The organism is Fischerella sp. PCC 9605, from assembly GCF_000517105.1.
Classification (GTDB): Bacteria; Cyanobacteriota; Cyanobacteriia; order Cyanobacteriales; family Nostocaceae; genus PCC9605.
In genome coordinates this window covers 16,756-32,670 of sequence record NZ_ALVT01000033.1, presented here as the reverse complement: position 1 = coordinate 32,670, position 15,915 = coordinate 16,756, and the positions used below count along the sequence as shown (strand labels likewise).

The 15,915-nt window shown below is 40.4% G+C and carries 14 protein-coding genes and 3 pseudogenes; 4 read left to right on the top strand and 13 right to left on the bottom strand.

The window, feature by feature from the left end:
- A partial coding sequence (locus FIS9605_RS35890) for a zinc ribbon domain-containing protein (RefSeq protein WP_035139286.1) occupies positions 1-1,171 on the top strand: 1,171 nt, incomplete at its 5' end.
- Here FIS9605_RS35890 and FIS9605_RS43725 read toward each other — a convergent pair.
- The 5 genes from FIS9605_RS43725 to FIS9605_RS0100390 all read right to left on the bottom strand — a co-directional run bounded on the left by FIS9605_RS43725 (position 1,137) and on the right by FIS9605_RS0100390 (position 3,396).
- Positions 1,137-1,421, bottom strand: coding sequence for a hypothetical protein (locus tag FIS9605_RS43725; protein ID WP_197035975.1), 285 nt, complete (start codon positions 1,419-1,421; stop codon positions 1,137-1,139). The genes FIS9605_RS35890 and FIS9605_RS43725 overlap by 35 nt on opposite strands.
- Positions 1,414-2,064 carry an IS110 family transposase gene (locus tag FIS9605_RS43720; RefSeq protein WP_197035974.1) on the bottom strand — a complete coding sequence of 217 codons (651 nt, stop codon included), beginning with the start codon at positions 2,062-2,064 and terminating at the stop codon, positions 1,414-1,416. Before FIS9605_RS43720 ends, FIS9605_RS43725 begins: the two co-directional genes overlap by 8 nt.
- Before the next feature lie 85 nt (positions 2,065-2,149).
- Positions 2,150-2,335 carry a hypothetical protein gene (locus FIS9605_RS0100400; RefSeq protein ID WP_155960317.1) on the bottom strand — a complete coding sequence of 62 codons (186 nt, stop codon included), beginning with the start codon at positions 2,333-2,335 and terminating at the stop codon, positions 2,150-2,152.
- Positions 2,336-2,518: 183 nt separating this feature from the next.
- Complete coding sequence (locus tag FIS9605_RS45940) at positions 2,519-2,650, bottom strand: hypothetical protein (RefSeq protein WP_269320997.1); 132 nt, start codon at positions 2,648-2,650, stop codon at positions 2,519-2,521.
- A gap of 2 nt (positions 2,651-2,652) precedes the next feature.
- Positions 2,653-3,396, bottom strand: a complete 744-nt coding sequence (locus FIS9605_RS0100390) for a PAS domain-containing protein (RefSeq protein WP_026730817.1) — start codon at positions 3,394-3,396, stop codon at positions 2,653-2,655.
- A 1,311-nt stretch (positions 3,397-4,707) separates the two neighbouring features.
- Between FIS9605_RS0100390 and FIS9605_RS42170 the strand changes: the two genes are divergently transcribed.
- A complete protein-coding gene (locus FIS9605_RS42170; protein ID WP_155960316.1) occupies positions 4,708-4,890 on the top strand; it encodes a hypothetical protein in 183 nt (60 codons plus the stop codon).
- A gap of 248 nt (positions 4,891-5,138) precedes the next feature.
- On the opposite strand, the pseudogene FIS9605_RS35875 reads toward FIS9605_RS42170, so the two are convergent.
- The 3 genes and pseudogenes from FIS9605_RS35875 to FIS9605_RS40465 form a co-directional block, all read right to left on the bottom strand.
- Positions 5,139-6,629, bottom strand: a pseudogene (locus FIS9605_RS35875) (IS1380 family transposase).
- A 766-nt stretch (positions 6,630-7,395) separates the two neighbouring features.
- Positions 7,396-9,921 carry a leucine--tRNA ligase gene (leuS, locus tag FIS9605_RS0100370; RefSeq protein WP_026730815.1) on the bottom strand — a complete coding sequence of 842 codons (2,526 nt, stop codon included), beginning with the start codon at positions 9,919-9,921 and terminating at the stop codon, positions 7,396-7,398.
- Positions 9,922-10,124: 203 nt separating this feature from the next.
- A pseudogene (locus FIS9605_RS40465) lies at positions 10,125-10,640 on the bottom strand (IS630 family transposase); the annotation flags it as partial.
- Between FIS9605_RS40465 and FIS9605_RS44805 the strand changes: the two are divergent.
- A pseudogene (locus tag FIS9605_RS44805) lies at positions 10,637-10,825 on the top strand (ISAzo13-like element ISMae28 family transposase); the annotation flags it as partial. The pseudogenes FIS9605_RS40465 and FIS9605_RS44805 sit on opposite strands and share 4 nt — an antisense overlap.
- 226 nt (positions 10,826-11,051) lie before the next feature.
- On the opposite strand, the gene FIS9605_RS0100355 reads toward FIS9605_RS44805, so the two are convergent.
- On the bottom strand, positions 11,052-11,702 hold the full coding sequence (locus FIS9605_RS0100355; protein WP_026730813.1) for a hypothetical protein: 651 nt from the start codon (positions 11,700-11,702) through the stop codon (positions 11,052-11,054).
- A gap of 347 nt (positions 11,703-12,049) precedes the next feature.
- On the opposite strand from FIS9605_RS0100355, the gene FIS9605_RS42165 reads away from it, so the two are divergent.
- On the top strand, positions 12,050-12,193 hold the full coding sequence (locus tag FIS9605_RS42165; protein ID WP_442854678.1) for a hypothetical protein: 144 nt from the start codon (positions 12,050-12,052) through the stop codon (positions 12,191-12,193).
- Between the two features lie 101 nt (positions 12,194-12,294).
- Here the strand turns inward: FIS9605_RS42165 and FIS9605_RS35865 are convergent, their stop codons facing one another.
- The 4 genes from FIS9605_RS35865 to FIS9605_RS0100335 form a co-directional block, all read right to left on the bottom strand.
- Positions 12,295-13,401, bottom strand: coding sequence for a DUF4037 domain-containing protein (locus tag FIS9605_RS35865; RefSeq protein ID WP_063748440.1), 1,107 nt, complete (start codon positions 13,399-13,401; stop codon positions 12,295-12,297).
- A 39-nt stretch (positions 13,402-13,440) separates the two neighbouring features.
- On the bottom strand, positions 13,441-13,800 hold the full coding sequence (locus tag FIS9605_RS0100345) for an XRE family transcriptional regulator (RefSeq protein ID WP_026730812.1): 360 nt from the start codon (positions 13,798-13,800) through the stop codon (positions 13,441-13,443).
- Positions 13,801-13,807: 7 nt separating this feature from the next.
- The gene (locus FIS9605_RS0100340) at positions 13,808-14,176 is read right to left on the bottom strand and encodes a type II toxin-antitoxin system RelE/ParE family toxin (RefSeq protein ID WP_026730811.1); all 369 of its coding nucleotides are present in this window, start codon (positions 14,174-14,176) and stop codon (positions 13,808-13,810) included.
- A gap of 1,363 nt (positions 14,177-15,539) precedes the next feature.
- Positions 15,540-15,776 (bottom strand): hypothetical protein, encoded by a 237-nt coding sequence (locus tag FIS9605_RS0100335; RefSeq protein ID WP_026730810.1) that lies wholly within the window; start codon positions 15,774-15,776, stop codon positions 15,540-15,542.
- Positions 15,777-15,915 lie beyond the last annotated feature (139 nt).

Below are 15,915 nucleotides of genomic sequence, written 5' to 3'. Positions count from 1 at the left end.
TTACATCAGTTGGCAAACCTACGAGCGTAATCAGGCACAGCTTATGGATAATTATGCTGAGTATGACCGCAATAAAACTCGTGGTATCCCTCGCCCTGGTGCAGCATTACTGCATGGGATAGTTTACTGTGGTGAATGTGGTCACAAGATGGTTGTCCAGTACAAAGGCGCAACCCGCTATATTTGTAACTCCTTACGGCAGCAGTATCGTGTGCCTGTTTGTCAGTATATTCCTGCTGATGCAATTGATGAGTACGTAGTCAATGCCTTTTTAGAAGCTTTGTCAGTTGTAGAGCTAGATGCTTATCACAAAGCTGTCAAAACCCAACAGCAGTCTCAAGAGACAGTGGAACGAGCGCACTCTCAACAAATACAACGTTTACAGTATCAAGTAGCACTAGCAGAAAGACAGTTTAACCGGGTTGACCCGGATAACCGATTGGTAGCGGCCGAACTAGAACAGCGTTGGGAAAACGCTTTACGCGAACTAAAACTTGCCCAAGAAAACTATGCTCAACGTCAGCAGCCTCAAACAGTAGATCACCTACCAAAAGAACTCAAAACTGCTTTTATTAACATTGGACAAAGGCTCCCTGAACTTTGGCACAGTGGCACCTTGACACAAGTGCAAAAAAAATCTCTGCTACGCTGCCTCATTGATAAGGTCGTCATTCATCGTGTTGCACGTGATACAGTTCGCACTCGGATTATTTGGAAAGGTGGTGACACTACTAATGTTGACCTGCCAATCCCAGTTGGTTCATTGGCTGAACTCACCAATGCCCAGGAATTGGAAACTCAGGTTGTTAGTTTGAGCCAACAAAGTATTGATGACCAAGTTATCGCTCAACAACTGACGGCACAAGGTTATCGATCGCCACTATGCAAAACTCTCCTGCCCAGTACAGTCAAAACTATCCGGCTTAAACATCATATTTTTCAAAACCGTAGCCAGTCTCATCCCCGCGAGATTTCGGGTTATCTTACGGTTCCTCAAGTTGCCCAGTCTTTAGAACTTTCACCCCACTGGATCTACGATCGCATTCATAACGGAACGATCGCCATTAGCAAGGATGAATCAACCGGGCTTTATCTGTTTCCTAACCTTCCCGATACACTCTTACAATTCCAAAAGCTCAAAGCTGGAGAACTCCAGAACTTGCGTTTTTGAAAGGAGTATCAAGATGCCCAATCAAAGAGCAAAAGTGCTTAACACTCTTGAAGCGTTCGTGGTCTAATCCAACTTCTGACAAGATGGTTTGTACAGCTAAAACATCAAGACCATCTATAAGGGTAAAATCTACGCCTGCAATCCGGTAAAGATATTGACGTAAATCAAAATTTGGATTGTTACCTATTGGCTTTTTTCTGCGTTTTCTTTTGCTTGGAGGAGGTTCGTTTTCTACCTTAATTTCACTCATATGCTAAACATTTTTCAATTTCAGTGTCGATACTGGAAATCTCTTTTTGATAAACCTCGTAAAGGCTTAGTTCTTGCTTAAGGACAAATACATGTTCACTGCGATAGTCTCCAGTTAAGGCTTTTGCAATCTCTGTTGTACTGCTCTTGATTCGAGGGTCTTTCAGTTTAGCTAATACCTCTGGGTTTCGCTCACCAGCGACAATTGACCTAATAATTGCTATTCCAGTTAAACCAGTAATATCACTAATCACTTTATGTAAGTGTAAATTCATCTGGATAAGTACTTTTTGCATCCTTTGCACATGAATGCCAGCACTTTTGATTAAGCATTCTCGTTGGCGAACGTAGCTACGTAGGACGCAAACTTGGTCTTCGGGGCGAAAAGAACCAGATAATAAACCGTAAGTATGTAACCGCTGTAACCATTGACAGTCTAGTACATCTGTTTTGCGTCCTGGCACTGTTTTGAAATGGTGAGCATTCACCAGTTTGACCTCAAACCCTTTTGCTTCCAAGATTTGAAATACTCCAATCCAATATACTCCTGTTGCTTCCATCGCCACAGTTGTCACCCCACATTGAGTCAACCAATCTGCCATTGCCATCAAATCCGGGGTAAAACATCCTTTGGAGCCGCACATTTTTCTCGTCTCTACCTGGAGGAACGCATACCCAATGTTCGCCACTACCCGGCGTCTATACCAGCTGCATTCTCATTTATCTGCTCTAAATGTGAGCCTCCAGATGAGTCAAGTCTTTTTTCTTCTCTGTTAGACTGATGCGTGAGATTGATGTGGTGGCAATTTCATCGCAGGCTTCCCGATATTTATGATTAAAAATGCCCTGACCTGGGTCGGTAATAATAGATAATCTCTGAAACGGGATAGGATAATACTCCTTCACCAATGCCATAACCATTTTCCCCAGAACCATGCTTTCAATCAGGCTTTGTCAACACTATTGTGCATCCGGTTTTAACTGTCAGAACACTTATAAATTTATCTGTTAATGAGTCCCATTCAAGACTGTTTCTTTCATTCATAACGGGCAGTGCGCCGCCAGTGGGGTGCCTTCAAGAAACACTTGGCGTAAAGCTTATGTAGCAAGGGTTTGAGAAAATGAGGCTTCGGACTTAAGTACAAACTTGTTGTCGTCAAGGTCAGTCTGTAATTCATTTTTTTCAGCAAGCTCTCCAGGCTCAACTTTATCCTTCTCAACTTGCTCCATCTTTAATTCCACAACCTTAGGCCTGAATTCTTACCTTCTATTTGCTTGTGCTTAGTGACATCAGTGACAATAAAAACTATTCCTATTATCTGATTTGTTTGGTTTTCTATGGCTTCGGCGTAAAGTTGGATTTGGATTAGATTGCTGTGGCGCACATGCATTTCTACCTCTCCTTTCCAGCTATATCCATTAAGTATGAGGTTATGAATCTCTTGTCCAACTTCAGAAGTTACAAACTGAGTGAATAAACCGCCAGCTGCATTTAACTCGTCTATTGAGTACCCGAATAATTTTAGGAAAGCTTTATTAATCTCAGTGAGTTTTCCATCAGAGTCTGTAACACATATTGCCTCACTAGCTTCTTCAAATACCTTAAAAAGAAACAGAAGCGATTCTTTGAACTGCAACTGCTTTCTTAGTTCATTGTGTAGTTGATTGATGGTGTCTTCTAGCTTGGTTGTTTTATTATCTATCAGGGATTTTATTTCAATGAGGTTTCGGTGAGTCTCGTTAATTACTACTTCAAGTGTTTGATCGTGGAGCTGTTTTGGGTAAACGCTACCTTGGAGTATGAGCTTTCTGTATAAAAGTCTTAGGAGGACAGCTATTATGCTAACCACAGAAATTACCCAGAATAAGACACCTAAATCTAAATTTTTAAGCAGGTTAATAAATCTAGTATCCTTGTTGATACTTATAGCTAGCAGGCTACAGACATACCTGTGTAGAATGCAAGTTAATAACATAATTCACTAGCAATGTAGAGTAATGTTTGAACTCACCAAAAGCTACAGATAAAATCCCTTTTCAGACTAAACTATTTTTTAGTAAATTTAAAAATTTTTGAGTGGAGGAGTCTCTAAAAAACCACTACAAATGAAATAAGACAAGTAAGTTTCAAGCAATTCAGCATTCATGGGATGGCTCCCGTCACAAAAATGCGATGTGGCTCCCTGAGCAATAAGACACTTGGCATTTTCCTAAGATGGATTTCAGCATCAAGCACGGCTTCAGCCTTCAGGTTAATGGTCATTGCTGCTGAGACAGTAGTAGGATTCTCCCTTTGCGGGGTAAGATCACGCCCCGCTGACGTTTGCCGCCACATAACAGCTAAAACGCCATAAGGATTTCAGGCTGCAAAATTCAGTGAGGTTTAAATGGTACAGCCTTCCATAGCGTGTTAAGTCGGCCAAATCCAATGGATTTGGGAAAAGTAAGATTTTTGACTGGAAGCTTTATCAGGCGACCTTTTCGAGAGTTAAGTATCGGCAAATGTCAGGGTCGCTGATCTCACTCCCAATGCGGTCGTCAATCATTTGCAGCAAGTAATTTGGCCTTGTGTAGAACTTTCTCTGTAAAGACAGGATTGTTCTGCATTTGTTCAAATAAGATGAGCAACGTTTCCGGGTAGCCTTCAAATGTGAGCGTCAATAAACAAACACTATTTCAAATAGTAGCGTAAAATGCTGTCACTAAATGATATGTAATAATTTACTAATTTTGTTTCCCTTATACAATCATAGATTTGGCAAAAAAAACGAAATAAAAAAAATTAACATAGTAATGACAGATTGTAATATCTGCAAAGATTTGAATTTGAGTAAAAATTATATAAAATAATAATTATTACTGTATAAAGCATGACATGTTCTAGGATTTTCTTGTAATTTGATATTCTGTATTCTTATATGACCTATTAGATAATTTTTGATACTTTAAAAGAGTAGAAATTAATCATAAACAACAGCTTCAGCACAAAAATTAATCTAAAACGCTTATTTATCAGATTCCATAAAGTATATTAATATCTAGTTGAACTATTAGAATCATAAATAAAAAGATAAGTTAAAAAAACTTATTCTAATGTCGTAGTAAAAATAATCATCTCAGATGATATAATAATCGCCTTTTGTACATACATAGAGAATTGGTACAAGTTCAATATCAAAATCAAGATTTTAATTTGTAAAAATGGTTATCCCTCTTCTAACTAGAGTTTAGTATCGACGGTTAAATGAGAATGTACCTGAACACTTACACAAAAATGTTTAGCGCACATGCGTAGACATCTTAAAAGTTTGATTAAATCTCCAGGGCTAAACAATGCTGCAATTGGTGAAGTATTCGTTGGTTTAGTCAATGATGTATTCAAGAATTACCACTCGTTTCAAACTTCGGGTGATATCACAGCTTACATCAACCCGGATTTCTCACGAGTGAGAAAAAAAGCTTTGGATTAGCCCGATTTGGGATAATTAAATTGATACATTATCAAAATTCCTATAGAGGGTAAGTAACTCAAAGTAAAAACCGAGTATATCCAAGATACATAAAATACATTAAAACTGATGAATACTGAAACACAAACTTTTTAGCCATAAAATTTGACATGCTAATTTGTGGGTTAAATCAATTAAAATAACCTAAATAATAGTTATTAAAAATCAGAATTAGCTATTACTTATGAATTCATTCAATAATGTCATTACTAACCAGGACAAGGAAGTCGAGATAAACGCTCTCTAACCGTTACAAAAATCTCCTGATCAGGGCAAGCACGACTAATTGCAATTAAAACTCGTCGTTTGCTAATAGTAATAACAGCCCCTAGCTTTAATAATTTAGTGCGTATAGTCTCAACAGTTGCATTTTTGAATTCCGTATTGACTAAACATTTCTCTCGCAGGGCATTCATTAAAATGTAAGCACTCTTATGCAAACCATAAACGTAATTGATTTCCTTCAAATGTATGAGTACTTGTTCTATCACTTTGTAATCCTAATTTTTGTTCTTTTAGAGAATTCTCCATATTTCCTCGCGGACAGTATTTTTGAGTATAAAGTCGTCCTGGAGGAATTTTATTAACAGGGAGCGAGGTCACTACAAAGCGAGTATCAATTTCTTCTCGCGCTATAATCGACCTTGGCAACAACACGACGACTACGGCTCCAACTATCTAATGTTTGATAGTCAAGAGAACAATACCAAACTGAGTTATCAACGAATGCTGCTGCGTCTTTTTTCAAATCTGGTGATGGAGGAAATAAGCTTTCAAAAAACTGGACTATGGGTTTCAGTTTTCCTGAGTATTCTTGGGATGCTCTATAATGTATTGATTTAGATAATTGGATTAGACGATTATTTGGAGCGAGTCCCAGTACATAATCAATTCCAGTTTGAGATTCACACCAACTCATGATATCTTCTCTCGAATAAGCGCTATCTCCACGAATAATAATTTTTACATTTTTCCATCGCAAGCGTATTATTTTTATGACTCTTTGTAATTCTTCTAACCCCCATGCTGCTGGGTCTAAGTTAGACGCACGCAGTTTTGTGGCTAGTATTTGTTTACCACAGAAAATATAAAGTGGAGCATAACAATATCCTCTGTAATAAGGATTAAAGAATGTTTCTTCTTGATGACCATGTACTAAATCATCCGTAACATCTAAGTCTATTATTATCTGTCGCGGTGGCTTCTGATAAGATTCCAAAAATAGCTCAACTAAAAGTGTTTCTATCGTAAGAGCATCATATTCGATACGGTGATACCGACTGTTTTCTCTTGAATCTACGTCTTCTGGACAATGTTCGAGACGGTTTAGGGTACTTTTTCCTGCTAAAGGGGCTAATTCTTGTTCTGAGTTAATAACCTTTCCAACCGCAAGTGCAAATATTGGGTCGTGACGTAGAGTTTCATGATCATTTATATCTTCATAACCCATGATTAAGCCATATATCCTTTGCGCTATTAAGTTATGAGCTGGATATAAAACTTTATTTGGATTTCGGTAATCTTTGAAACATGCCGCAAATCGTGATGTTATTTTTCTTTTGCTATCTAGTTCCGCAATTAATATTAATCCTGCATCCGATGTACTCGCCGACACCCTTGAAATTAACTATAACTGGACATGACTTTACTTGTCCAAATATGAACTGTTCCGGTATAGAATGATTTTTATTTGGGGTCATGCTTCAAACTGCTGGAATAGTTTTGCAACATACATTTTGGCAGTTTTTGACCCCTATTTTTTAAAGTCTTGTGAGAAATCCGGGTTATGTTGTGGCTGATTTATACCGCCGAAGATGGAGAATTGAAATTAACCAGCCACAATACATCTATAAAGACAAACTGCTCCAGCCATCCTATCATTGGAATTGGCGAAAATAGAAGGTTCGTGTCACCAGGTGCAGCCTTGTAAAGTTTTGTAAAAATTACCCTTTTTTTAGGCTTAATTGATAATAAATACAAATGTTAATTTTGCCTAGTTCGCATCATTTTAGGCAAAGTATGATGAAGAGATATATGCAAGCATGAGGACTTGACCCATGCTATCTATTACTGTCCAACTTCCATTTTCGGCAAAGATATTTTCTCCCCCACATTTCTCTTTGCAAATTTTAGGTTTTTTGTCAAATACAATTAAACATATATATTAGCTTTACTTATGCTTGAGGAGTAAAAACTGGGGTCAATCATCAGAAGTGGATAATGCCTGAACCCCTTACTGGTCAACGATTTCAATGACTGGTTGCCCCTGGTTGCACGAACCTTCTATTTACGCCGAATTGAAGGGTTGCTCAAACTGGTAGAAGTAGCCAGAAAACTGAAAGCATCCCAGCTATCAACAAATTCATTATGTGTTGTATGCCAGACCAACTTATCCCCCCCATCCGATGGTTAATGCTTTATGAAGCATATCTTGAACTAAAAGTTTATTTTATGCTGCAAGTCATACTAAGTCCCTTTAACGACAAAGTTAATTAGCTTGTCTGGCACAAAGATAGTCTTCACAATTGACTTTCCTTGTAAATGATTGGCAACCTGAGGAGTTTGAAGAGCTATCTCCTTCACTACTTCCTCTGTTGAACCACGAGCCACCTCGACAACGCTACGAAGCTTTCCACTCACTTGAACAGCGATGTTTACACTCTCTTCTATTATTTTCTCTTGGTCATACTGTGGCCAAGGAGCATAGGTAATACTATCTTCATTGCCAAGATATTCCCACAATTCTTCAGCAATGTGGGGCGCAAAGGGAGCGAGAAGCCGTACGAGAATGCTCAAGGTAGTATCTGAAACATAAGATCTCTTTGTCGCTTCGTTAACAAAGCTCATTAAATGGCTAATTGCAGTATTGAATCTTAGGCTTTCAATGTCTTCTGTAGCCTTCTTGATAGTTTTGTGGAGAAGAATTTCTAGTTCCTCGTCGCTTTGTTGAAAAGTGCTAGATCCTGATGAATATCTTTTCTCGAAGAAAAGTCTCCAAGTTCGCTCAAGAAAACGTCTTACTCCTAAGATCTGATCAGTCTGCCACAATGCTTCCTCTTCTAATGGACCCAAAAACATTTCGTACAGGCGTAAGCTGTCAGCTCCATACTCTTCAATAACCTCGTCAGGCGTTACCACATTACACTTGCTTTTGCTCATTTTTTCAATTTTGGTTTCGAGTGGTTCACCAGTACTACTGAGAAACCATCCGCCATCCTTCTCTATGGCTTCATAAGGGTAATAATATTTTCCACGTACATCTCTAAAGCTACGTGACAAAATCATTCCCTGGTTGAATAGCTTGTGAAAAGGCTCCGGTGTTGATACGTAACCAATATCGTAGAGCACCTTGTGCCAGAATCTTGCGTACAAGAGATGAAGCGTAGCGTGTTCTGCTCCTCCCACATATAAATCGACAGGCATCCAATGTTGCTCAGCCTCTTTGCTCCAAGGCTCCTCACTGTTATTGGGGTCAATAAAGCGAAGATAATACCAACAAGAACCAGCCCATTGAGGCATTGTATTTGTTTCACGTAAGGCTGGCTTACCGCTTCGAGGATCTATCGTATGAAGCCAATCCTCTGCTCTTGCTAATGGTGGTTGTCCATCTGGAGTAGGCGTTATTTCATCCAGGTGCGGCAGAACAACAGGCAATTGATCTTCAGGTACAGGAGTAACTATCCCATCTTCTCTAAACAGGACAGGAATCGGTTCCCCCCAGTAACGCTGACGACTGAATAACCAGTCTCTTAAACGATAGGTAACTTGAGCTTCACCACAACCATGCTTCTGAAGCCAAGTAATTATCCGCTTCTTCGCTGTTTCATTGTTTAAATCATCTAGAAAACCAGAATTGATGTGCGCTCCATCGCCAGTGTAGGCCTTCTTCTGAATATCACCACCACTAACGACTTCTAAAATAGGTAATCCAAAGCGTTTAGCAAAAGCATAGTCACGCTCATCATGAGCTGGGCAACCAAAAACTGCACCGGTCCCGTAGCTTAGTAAAACGTAATCCGCAATCCAAATAGGAATAAGCTGCCCATTCACTGGACACACTGCATAGGCTCCAGTGAAAACTCCACTTTTAATTTCTGCTTGAGCTATGCGCTCACGTTCTGAGAGACGACTTGTCTGTTCCACGTAATTGGATACTGCTTGCTTTTGAGCTTCAGTAGTAATTTCAGAAACCAATGGATGCTCAGGTGCAAGAACACAGTAAGTGCAAGCGAATAAGGTATCTGGTCGTGTAGAGAATACCTCAAAGGAGGAGGAGTGATGTGCTACTGGGAATCGAATACGTGCTCCTTCAGATCGACCTATCCAGTTTCGCTGCATTTCTTTCAGGCTTTCTGGCCAATCAACCAGATCCAGATCATTGAGCAATCGATCAGCATATGCTGTAATCCGAAGCATCCATTGCTTCATGAGACGGCGCTCAACAGGATCACCTGTCTCTACATAGACACCATCTTTGACTTCTTCGTTTGCCAAAACAGTCCCCAGTGCTGGGCACCAGTTCACCGGAACTTCTGCCTGATAAGCAAGGCCTTGTTCGTAAAGCTTTAGAAAGATCCACTGTGTCCATTTATAGTAGCTGGGATCACTAGTACAAATTTCTCGACTCCAATCGTAGTTGAGACCTAGCTTCTTGAGTTGTTGGCGAAAAGTATCAGTGTTGCGTTGCGTTACCACAGCTGGATGAATACCTTCTTTAGCTGCTTGACGTTCAGTAGGCAAACCGAAGGCATCCCAACCCATTGGATGAAGGACATCATAGCCTTGCATACGCTTATAGCGAGCAATGACATCGCTGCCAACATAACCTTTAGGATGGCCAACATGGAGTCCCTGTCCAGAGGGATAAGGGAACATGTCTAACACGTAGTATTTAGGGCGCGATCCTAAAGTAGGCGTCATGAACGTTTTCTGCTGCTCCCAGTATTGCTGCCACTTAACTTCAATTTCTTTATGATTATAAACTTTCGCCATGACTCAAATTTGGAATTTACAAGTTATGCTTACTGGCGTACTATTTAACCATATTAGCTATTATGTTCTCCGATTTTTTTAAGAAGGGAGATAAGCATATTGGCACTATGCTCGACTTTATCCATTTTCCCCAATGCGATGACCCTTGGGGTCATCGCGAGGGATAAGGCTGTACATGTAGTGGTGGATTCAACCGGGGTATTACGCTCCCACTTAATAATAAGACCACCTTCATTAAGCAATTTATTTAACAATTCTTCTAGCTGTGATACAGACTCGAACAATCTATGAGCTATATATTCTTTTGCTGAATGCCAAACCAATTCAATCAAATTATAATTTGGACTATACTCTGGTAAAAATTCTAGGATAATATTTGGCATTTATGACTCAATTTTATCTAAAATATCTTTTCTTTTATGAAAGCTAGCATTATCTAAGATAATAACTATTTTTGCCGAACTATCCTTAAATTATTCAATTGATTTTCCTTGCTCTACCCATTCTTGTAACAGAAAATTGTTCAAGGATTTAATCTGTTCATAAAATACATCTGCATTTCCTTTTTTAATTACAAAATTTATTCTCTTCTTGTCATGATAGCGTAAACCTCCCATAATATTTACTCTTCCTCTTCTCCTTTGTCCTGTAACTTGTTTTCTTGTATCTTTCTTACCCCAATTTTTTCTTCTGATGACTCTTAAACTAAATCCACCTGTATACACGCCTAACTGCAAGTGAAGTACGAAAGCTATTAATTGAGAAGTTTGATTATAGTGACGAACAGTTACCAACCGAAGAAACAATTCGCATCAAATTGAATTATTTAGGTGATCGGCTCAAACGAGTAGCAAAAGTTCTACCTCAAAAAAAATCCCAGAATGGCAGTATTTTAGATGAAATTGAAACAGCTTTAAACTTTGCTCATCTAACAAGACCAGCCCAGGTCAGGGGATCTCATCATTCTTTGGCTCTAGAGTTGATATTGACTCTAGGCAGTATTGATATGAGTGCAAATTTCTAGATCGCATAAATTTTAACCATTTTTGGTGTTTCCAGCCTTTACAGGTGGAGCAAAAAGTTTCTCACAAGAGCGTTATGATTCAGAAAGTGGATAGTGCCGTTTTGGTTTAATGCCGTTTTGGTTTAATAGGTGGGGTAGTAGCGTCTTGTGGGTTGGAGGGCTTAGGGTTGAGTGTTTCTTCCCTTTCAGTAAGGGGAGAGGTTGCCTGCTGAACTGTCCACTCTTTTTTGCTGAATATCGTGTCCAAGCATTCTGGATAAGGATAACTTCTAATAGTATGAACGGGTTTTAAGATTTGAACCTTGAGGTAAATTTGGTTATTCTCTATTTCTAAGCCAAGTGAAGTTATGGTTTTTGTGTTGCCATTTTGTTTATTGGTAAGTGTATATGTATGACCAGGCAGGAAGGGCATTGGTCCTAAATACTGAGATTTGTGCCGTCCATCTTCTCGCCATCGTATATACGCATAATGTTTATGCTTGATTTCTTTAATTTCAAAATGTTCAGCTGGTCGCAGATCTAGTTCTGCCAGCTCTTCGGTTCCATCCAGCCTAGAGAGTACCCATGCCTGCTCGGCCTCAGTCTTCATAGCTTCAAGCATACTAGGGCTTAACACACCAGCTAACTCTTTAAGCAAGCGTAACTGATCTTGTGGATTAAGTTGCTTTATTAGTTTGGCTAGTTGCTTAGGATTTGGTGATTCTTGAGAATTGTGCATCAAAGAAGTTACTGTTAAAAGCTTGTTCCAAACAGTCAAGTCAACACAAAGTAGGATCGTTTCTGAGCAACTTTGCTTAAAGTCGCTTTTGTTGTTTTTTAAAGTTAGGAATAGCAAAACTTATACTTGCACCCTAACTAATAATTAAGTATAACTTATTGTCGCGTTTCACGAAAACTGACCGCGATCCGCCGCTATTTGACCGCAGTTAATTTAAGGGTGAAACTCAAGCAGGGAGCGGATTTGCATCATGTAGTACGCTCCTTGAAGACTGTGACACGCTATTTGACCGCAGGTTTGGTTCTTTTCTGATTTTGGTGAAGCTATAGCGGATGTCCAGTAGGCGCGATCGCGATCTTGGGTGTGTCAGAAAAAGGTTAGCCCGCATGTCGCGTTTCACGAAAACTGACCGCGATCCGCCGCTATTTGACCGCAGGCGATTGCCTGTGAAACTCAAGCTGCAAGCGGATTTGCATGATGTAGTACGCCCCTTGAAGACCGTAACACTACCCCTATTCGTTAAAACGTGAAGCCGCTCCGGGCGCTCCCGCGCCCGCGCCCGCGCCCGCAGCGTACGCGCTTTTGTCAGGCATCCGGTTATAACTAGGGAGCGCTGTATAACTGCCCTCAGCTATTGATACAAGGTGAGAAGTTTTGAACGCCAGATAATCTGCGATCGCAAATTGCTGTTATCACTAAATAAGTCAATACTGCCAATGATTGGACGCTCTGTTAGGCGTTTAACAGCTTCATCTTTGATTTGCGATACAATCGCGTTGGCGAAAACATCACCATGAATTACTTGGAAGGGTCGAGTTTTGCGGAAGTTTGATACAGTTTCTGGCAGCTTTTGTGTGATGCCAAGGGTGTTATGCATTCGCGCTACAAATGAATATGCCCCTTTTAGAGCATTTTCTCGTTGTTGCCAAGTTTGGGCACGCTGTACTTGCCACAAAATTGGCGTTAGTTGTGCAGCACATTTCAATTGCTTGAATGCAGAGCCGAACCATTTGGGATATGGCGCGTACTGCTTTTCCATCAAAAAACACAAGCTCATCAAATCACGTACTAGCCGCGCACCAATAATGGATGAACCAAGTTCGTCGTCAACATAACCAGCACGTCCCATCAAATGTTCTTCGTTTTCGATACGCCACCAAACAGCAGCCAGTAAATACAACCACAAATCATGGGGATACCAAGATAACTGCTTGCGTATGTGCGTTAATTCTCCTATGGCATCGTGATATACAGCACCCCCTGTGACAGAACGCAGTTCTTGTGACCCAATTGTTAGCCAATCCCCTATTGTTAGCAGCACTTCTATGTCCCAGCACAAGTACTCCCAGAAAAAATCCCGCAACGTCAGCGCCCAAACTGAATGGTTGATAGGATATTCCGTAGTCTCCTGCATCACATAAGTTCCTTGGGATTCATCAGGTGCTTGAACGGAATTAGTCGGATAGCCGTAAAAAAGATGAGGTAAATTATAACTCATCACTTCGTGGATGTTTTCTGCATAGTGTAAATCTTGTGAACGCAGAAAAATGGTTACGGCTGGACGCCAATCATGGTCAGTTGACATCGGCGTATCAAACCCTAAAACATCACTACCTGTGCCGATATACGCAGCAGTGTGGGGTAAATTTGGAAAGTGCGTATTCAAAATTGGGCGCACTGCCTCAAAATAAAATCGGCGGTTTAGTTCCAAACCAGAGATAAATTCTGGCTGACTCACCTTAGCTTATTCCTTTTTTAGGGATGAATTTAGCACAGGTTAATGAATTAGATTTTCGGTTATGGAAGATTTTTCCTCAGAGTCTTCAGTCTCAAAAATTCCTACTAGAGTAACAATTTGACCATTGGGGAGTTTAACAGCAATCTGTAGTTCGCCTCCCATAGCTTCAATATACTTACGTAAAGTAGAAAGCATTAAATCAGTACGTTGCTCAATTCGAGAAACATTCCCTTGATCGATCTGAAGAATTTGCGCTATTTGATCTTGAGTAAATTTTAGTGATTGCCTTAGTTCTTGCCTGGTCATTTCTTCAGACACAAGCTCTGCGGTTCGTGCTTCAATCTTTTTTTGACGATCCGGTGATAATTTAGTTAATTTTTCTTTCAAAGTTGTCGCCATAGGTAATTCACTCTCCCTCTTGCTGAATCTCCAACTGGGCTAAGTGCGAACTAAACCGGGCGTCAGCTTTTTTTATAAGTTGCTTGTAGAAACGAGTCTGACTCATGCCAGACTTGTCACCAGCTATTAATAAGATGGCACGCCGTTTTGGATCAAAAGCAAACGCTACACGCCACACACCATCTGCTGCTTCAAACCGCAGTTCTTTCATGTTGGAATATTTAGAGCCTTTGAGTGTATCAACTTGTNGACGCNCTAGTTGANGGCCAAAAGTCTCTAACAGACCAGAATGGGCAAGCAATTCATCCTGCACCGACTCTGGTAAATTGTCAAACTCAGGCTCAAAATCCTCATGAAATTCAACAACCCAGTTCATTTATAATTATGCGTTCAAATACATATGCTTTCAAGAGTATATTAAAGTAGCCTAAAAGACAGCTTGACAGATTTTATTGTTCCGTCACTACCGCCCTTTATCGCCCGCCCCGCCCCTTGCTTAATAGCCCCTCTGTGAATGCGCTGTGAGGGGCTTTTTGTGCGTGCATGTGTTTGCACCTGTAATCTGGTGTAAGCGAATGCGGAAACTTCTCAACCCAAGGCATTTTATATACCCATAGGTAGGGATAGCATCAGACAGATTCAAGCAAAATGTCTATAAATCAGGTGTAGTTCTAGAAAATCGCCCTTTTTACAAATGTAGGGCGCTTTTTGTGTCACTTTCTTTGTTACCCCTCCACATGGCTTGTGGAGGGGCTTATATTTGGTTGCCGTCATGAAATTCCGCAACTCAGCGTAGGGGATTGTAGCGCGTGGGTGATGTGTTGGTATACGCCCCAATCACAGGTCAATAGCCATTGGTGCGCGATCGCGGCAACGACGGCGGCAATTTACTAGTTGGGGCAGTCCAAGCGGTGCAACGAGCGTACGCGTCCCATGTCCTCCGGATGCCACCTCACTACATGCTACAAAGCCAAATGAGAAATCTAGTTAGTTTCAAAAACCAGTGAGTAAAAATACTATAGACCCCCCCCTAAAAAATGACTTTCTATATATTTAGAGAGGGGGGTAATTCTCAATCGGGCAATAATTTTGTCAATAAACCCGAAATCTTTGTAGTGTGAATGTAGTATGAAAATCGATTTCGAGTTGATAAGCACTTACTCATAAATAACCCTCTTATGTCAAACTGGGAAAAGCCAATTCCTGAAAGCCTTTCGGAGCTTTACTTTTCAGCTTTTAGCTAGAAATTTTAGTTTCTATTAGAAAAGAAAGGCTCAAAGTTTGATTAGATAAAGGTTCCAATGTTTCGCTACGATTATTGTTTTCCGAAAGTGACAGAACAGGGATAATAACGAACGCCGTGTATTGGGTTTACTCGTTGGCGGCTCAGATCACCAGAAGACGGCGCTCGTTATTATTTTTAGAGAACCACATGGAATCCTGCTAGCTCTGCCGTCAAACTAGCACCTTCTATATTTACAGGTAATTATTTTTAGAGAACCACATGGAATCCTGCTAGGGTGTGTCAGAAAAAGGATAGCCCGCAACATCGGCGGTCAATACGATGGTGTAGATAGCGGTGTAGACAGAGGTTCACCGCCAAAACCGCTCAGTCGCGATTACGATACGTCAACCAAAATTAACTCAATCAGAGTTAGCCAAATAGTTATGATACTGGTAACTACTAGAAATAACATAACCACAGACTATTCATTAAACGTGAAGCTGCGATCGCGCTTTCACCCAGTAAAGTCTGGATATTCTTTAGGGTCTTGATAGTCAGTATTTCCAGGCGAACGTTCCTCAGCGTCGATGATTTGACGAGCTACTGTGAAAGCCGATTCCCTAGAATTGCATCCCTTGACTTCAGTAAAAAATCTCAAGCGTGAATCTGTAATTTTGCATTTCCAGGTTGCTCTCAATGAATCATCGATGGCACTTTCAATGATGTAATCTTTGTAAATTTCAGTAGTCATGATTTTGGCAGATGAATCTGGTAACTCACTCTAGCATCTGAAGCTACGCGGTACTCGCACTTTAAGTGCGATCGCACTCTAAATCGCCCCCTCCTCCCCATTCCTCTACGCGCGTCGTGGAGGGGATGTGAGGGTGTGA

What these genes read in the sequence shown, in the direction of transcription:
- FIS9605_RS43725 (WP_197035975.1), bottom strand. Translation starts at nt 1,421, where the DNA reads ATGAGTGAAATTAAGGTAGAAAACGAACCTCCTCCAAGCAAAAGAAAA.
- FIS9605_RS43720 (WP_197035974.1), bottom strand. Translation starts at nt 2,064, where the DNA reads ATGTGCGGCTCCAAAGGATGTTTTACCCCGGATTTGATGGCAATGGCA.
- FIS9605_RS0100400 (WP_155960317.1), bottom strand. Translation starts at nt 2,335, where the DNA reads ATGGCATTGGTGAAGGAGTATTATCCTATCCCGTTTCAGAGATTATCT.
- FIS9605_RS45940 (WP_269320997.1), bottom strand. Translation starts at nt 2,650, where the DNA reads ATGGAGCAAGTTGAGAAGGATAAAGTTGAGCCTGGAGAGCTTGCTGAA.
- FIS9605_RS0100390 (WP_026730817.1), bottom strand. Translation starts at nt 3,396, where the DNA reads ATGTTATTAACTTGCATTCTACACAGGTATGTCTGTAGCCTGCTAGCT.
- FIS9605_RS42170 (WP_155960316.1), top strand. Translation starts at nt 4,708, where the DNA reads ATGCGTAGACATCTTAAAAGTTTGATTAAATCTCCAGGGCTAAACAAT.
- leuS (WP_026730815.1), bottom strand. Translation starts at nt 9,921, where the DNA reads ATGGCGAAAGTTTATAATCATAAAGAAATTGAAGTTAAGTGGCAGCAA.
- FIS9605_RS42165 (WP_442854678.1), top strand. Translation starts at nt 12,050, where the DNA reads ATGTCGCGTTTCACGAAAACTGACCGCGATCCGCCGCTATTTGACCGC.
- FIS9605_RS0100345 (WP_026730812.1), bottom strand. Translation starts at nt 13,800, where the DNA reads ATGGCGACAACTTTGAAAGAAAAATTAACTAAATTATCACCGGATCGT.
- FIS9605_RS0100335 (WP_026730810.1), bottom strand. Translation starts at nt 15,776, where the DNA reads ATGACTACTGAAATTTACAAAGATTACATCATTGAAAGTGCCATCGAT.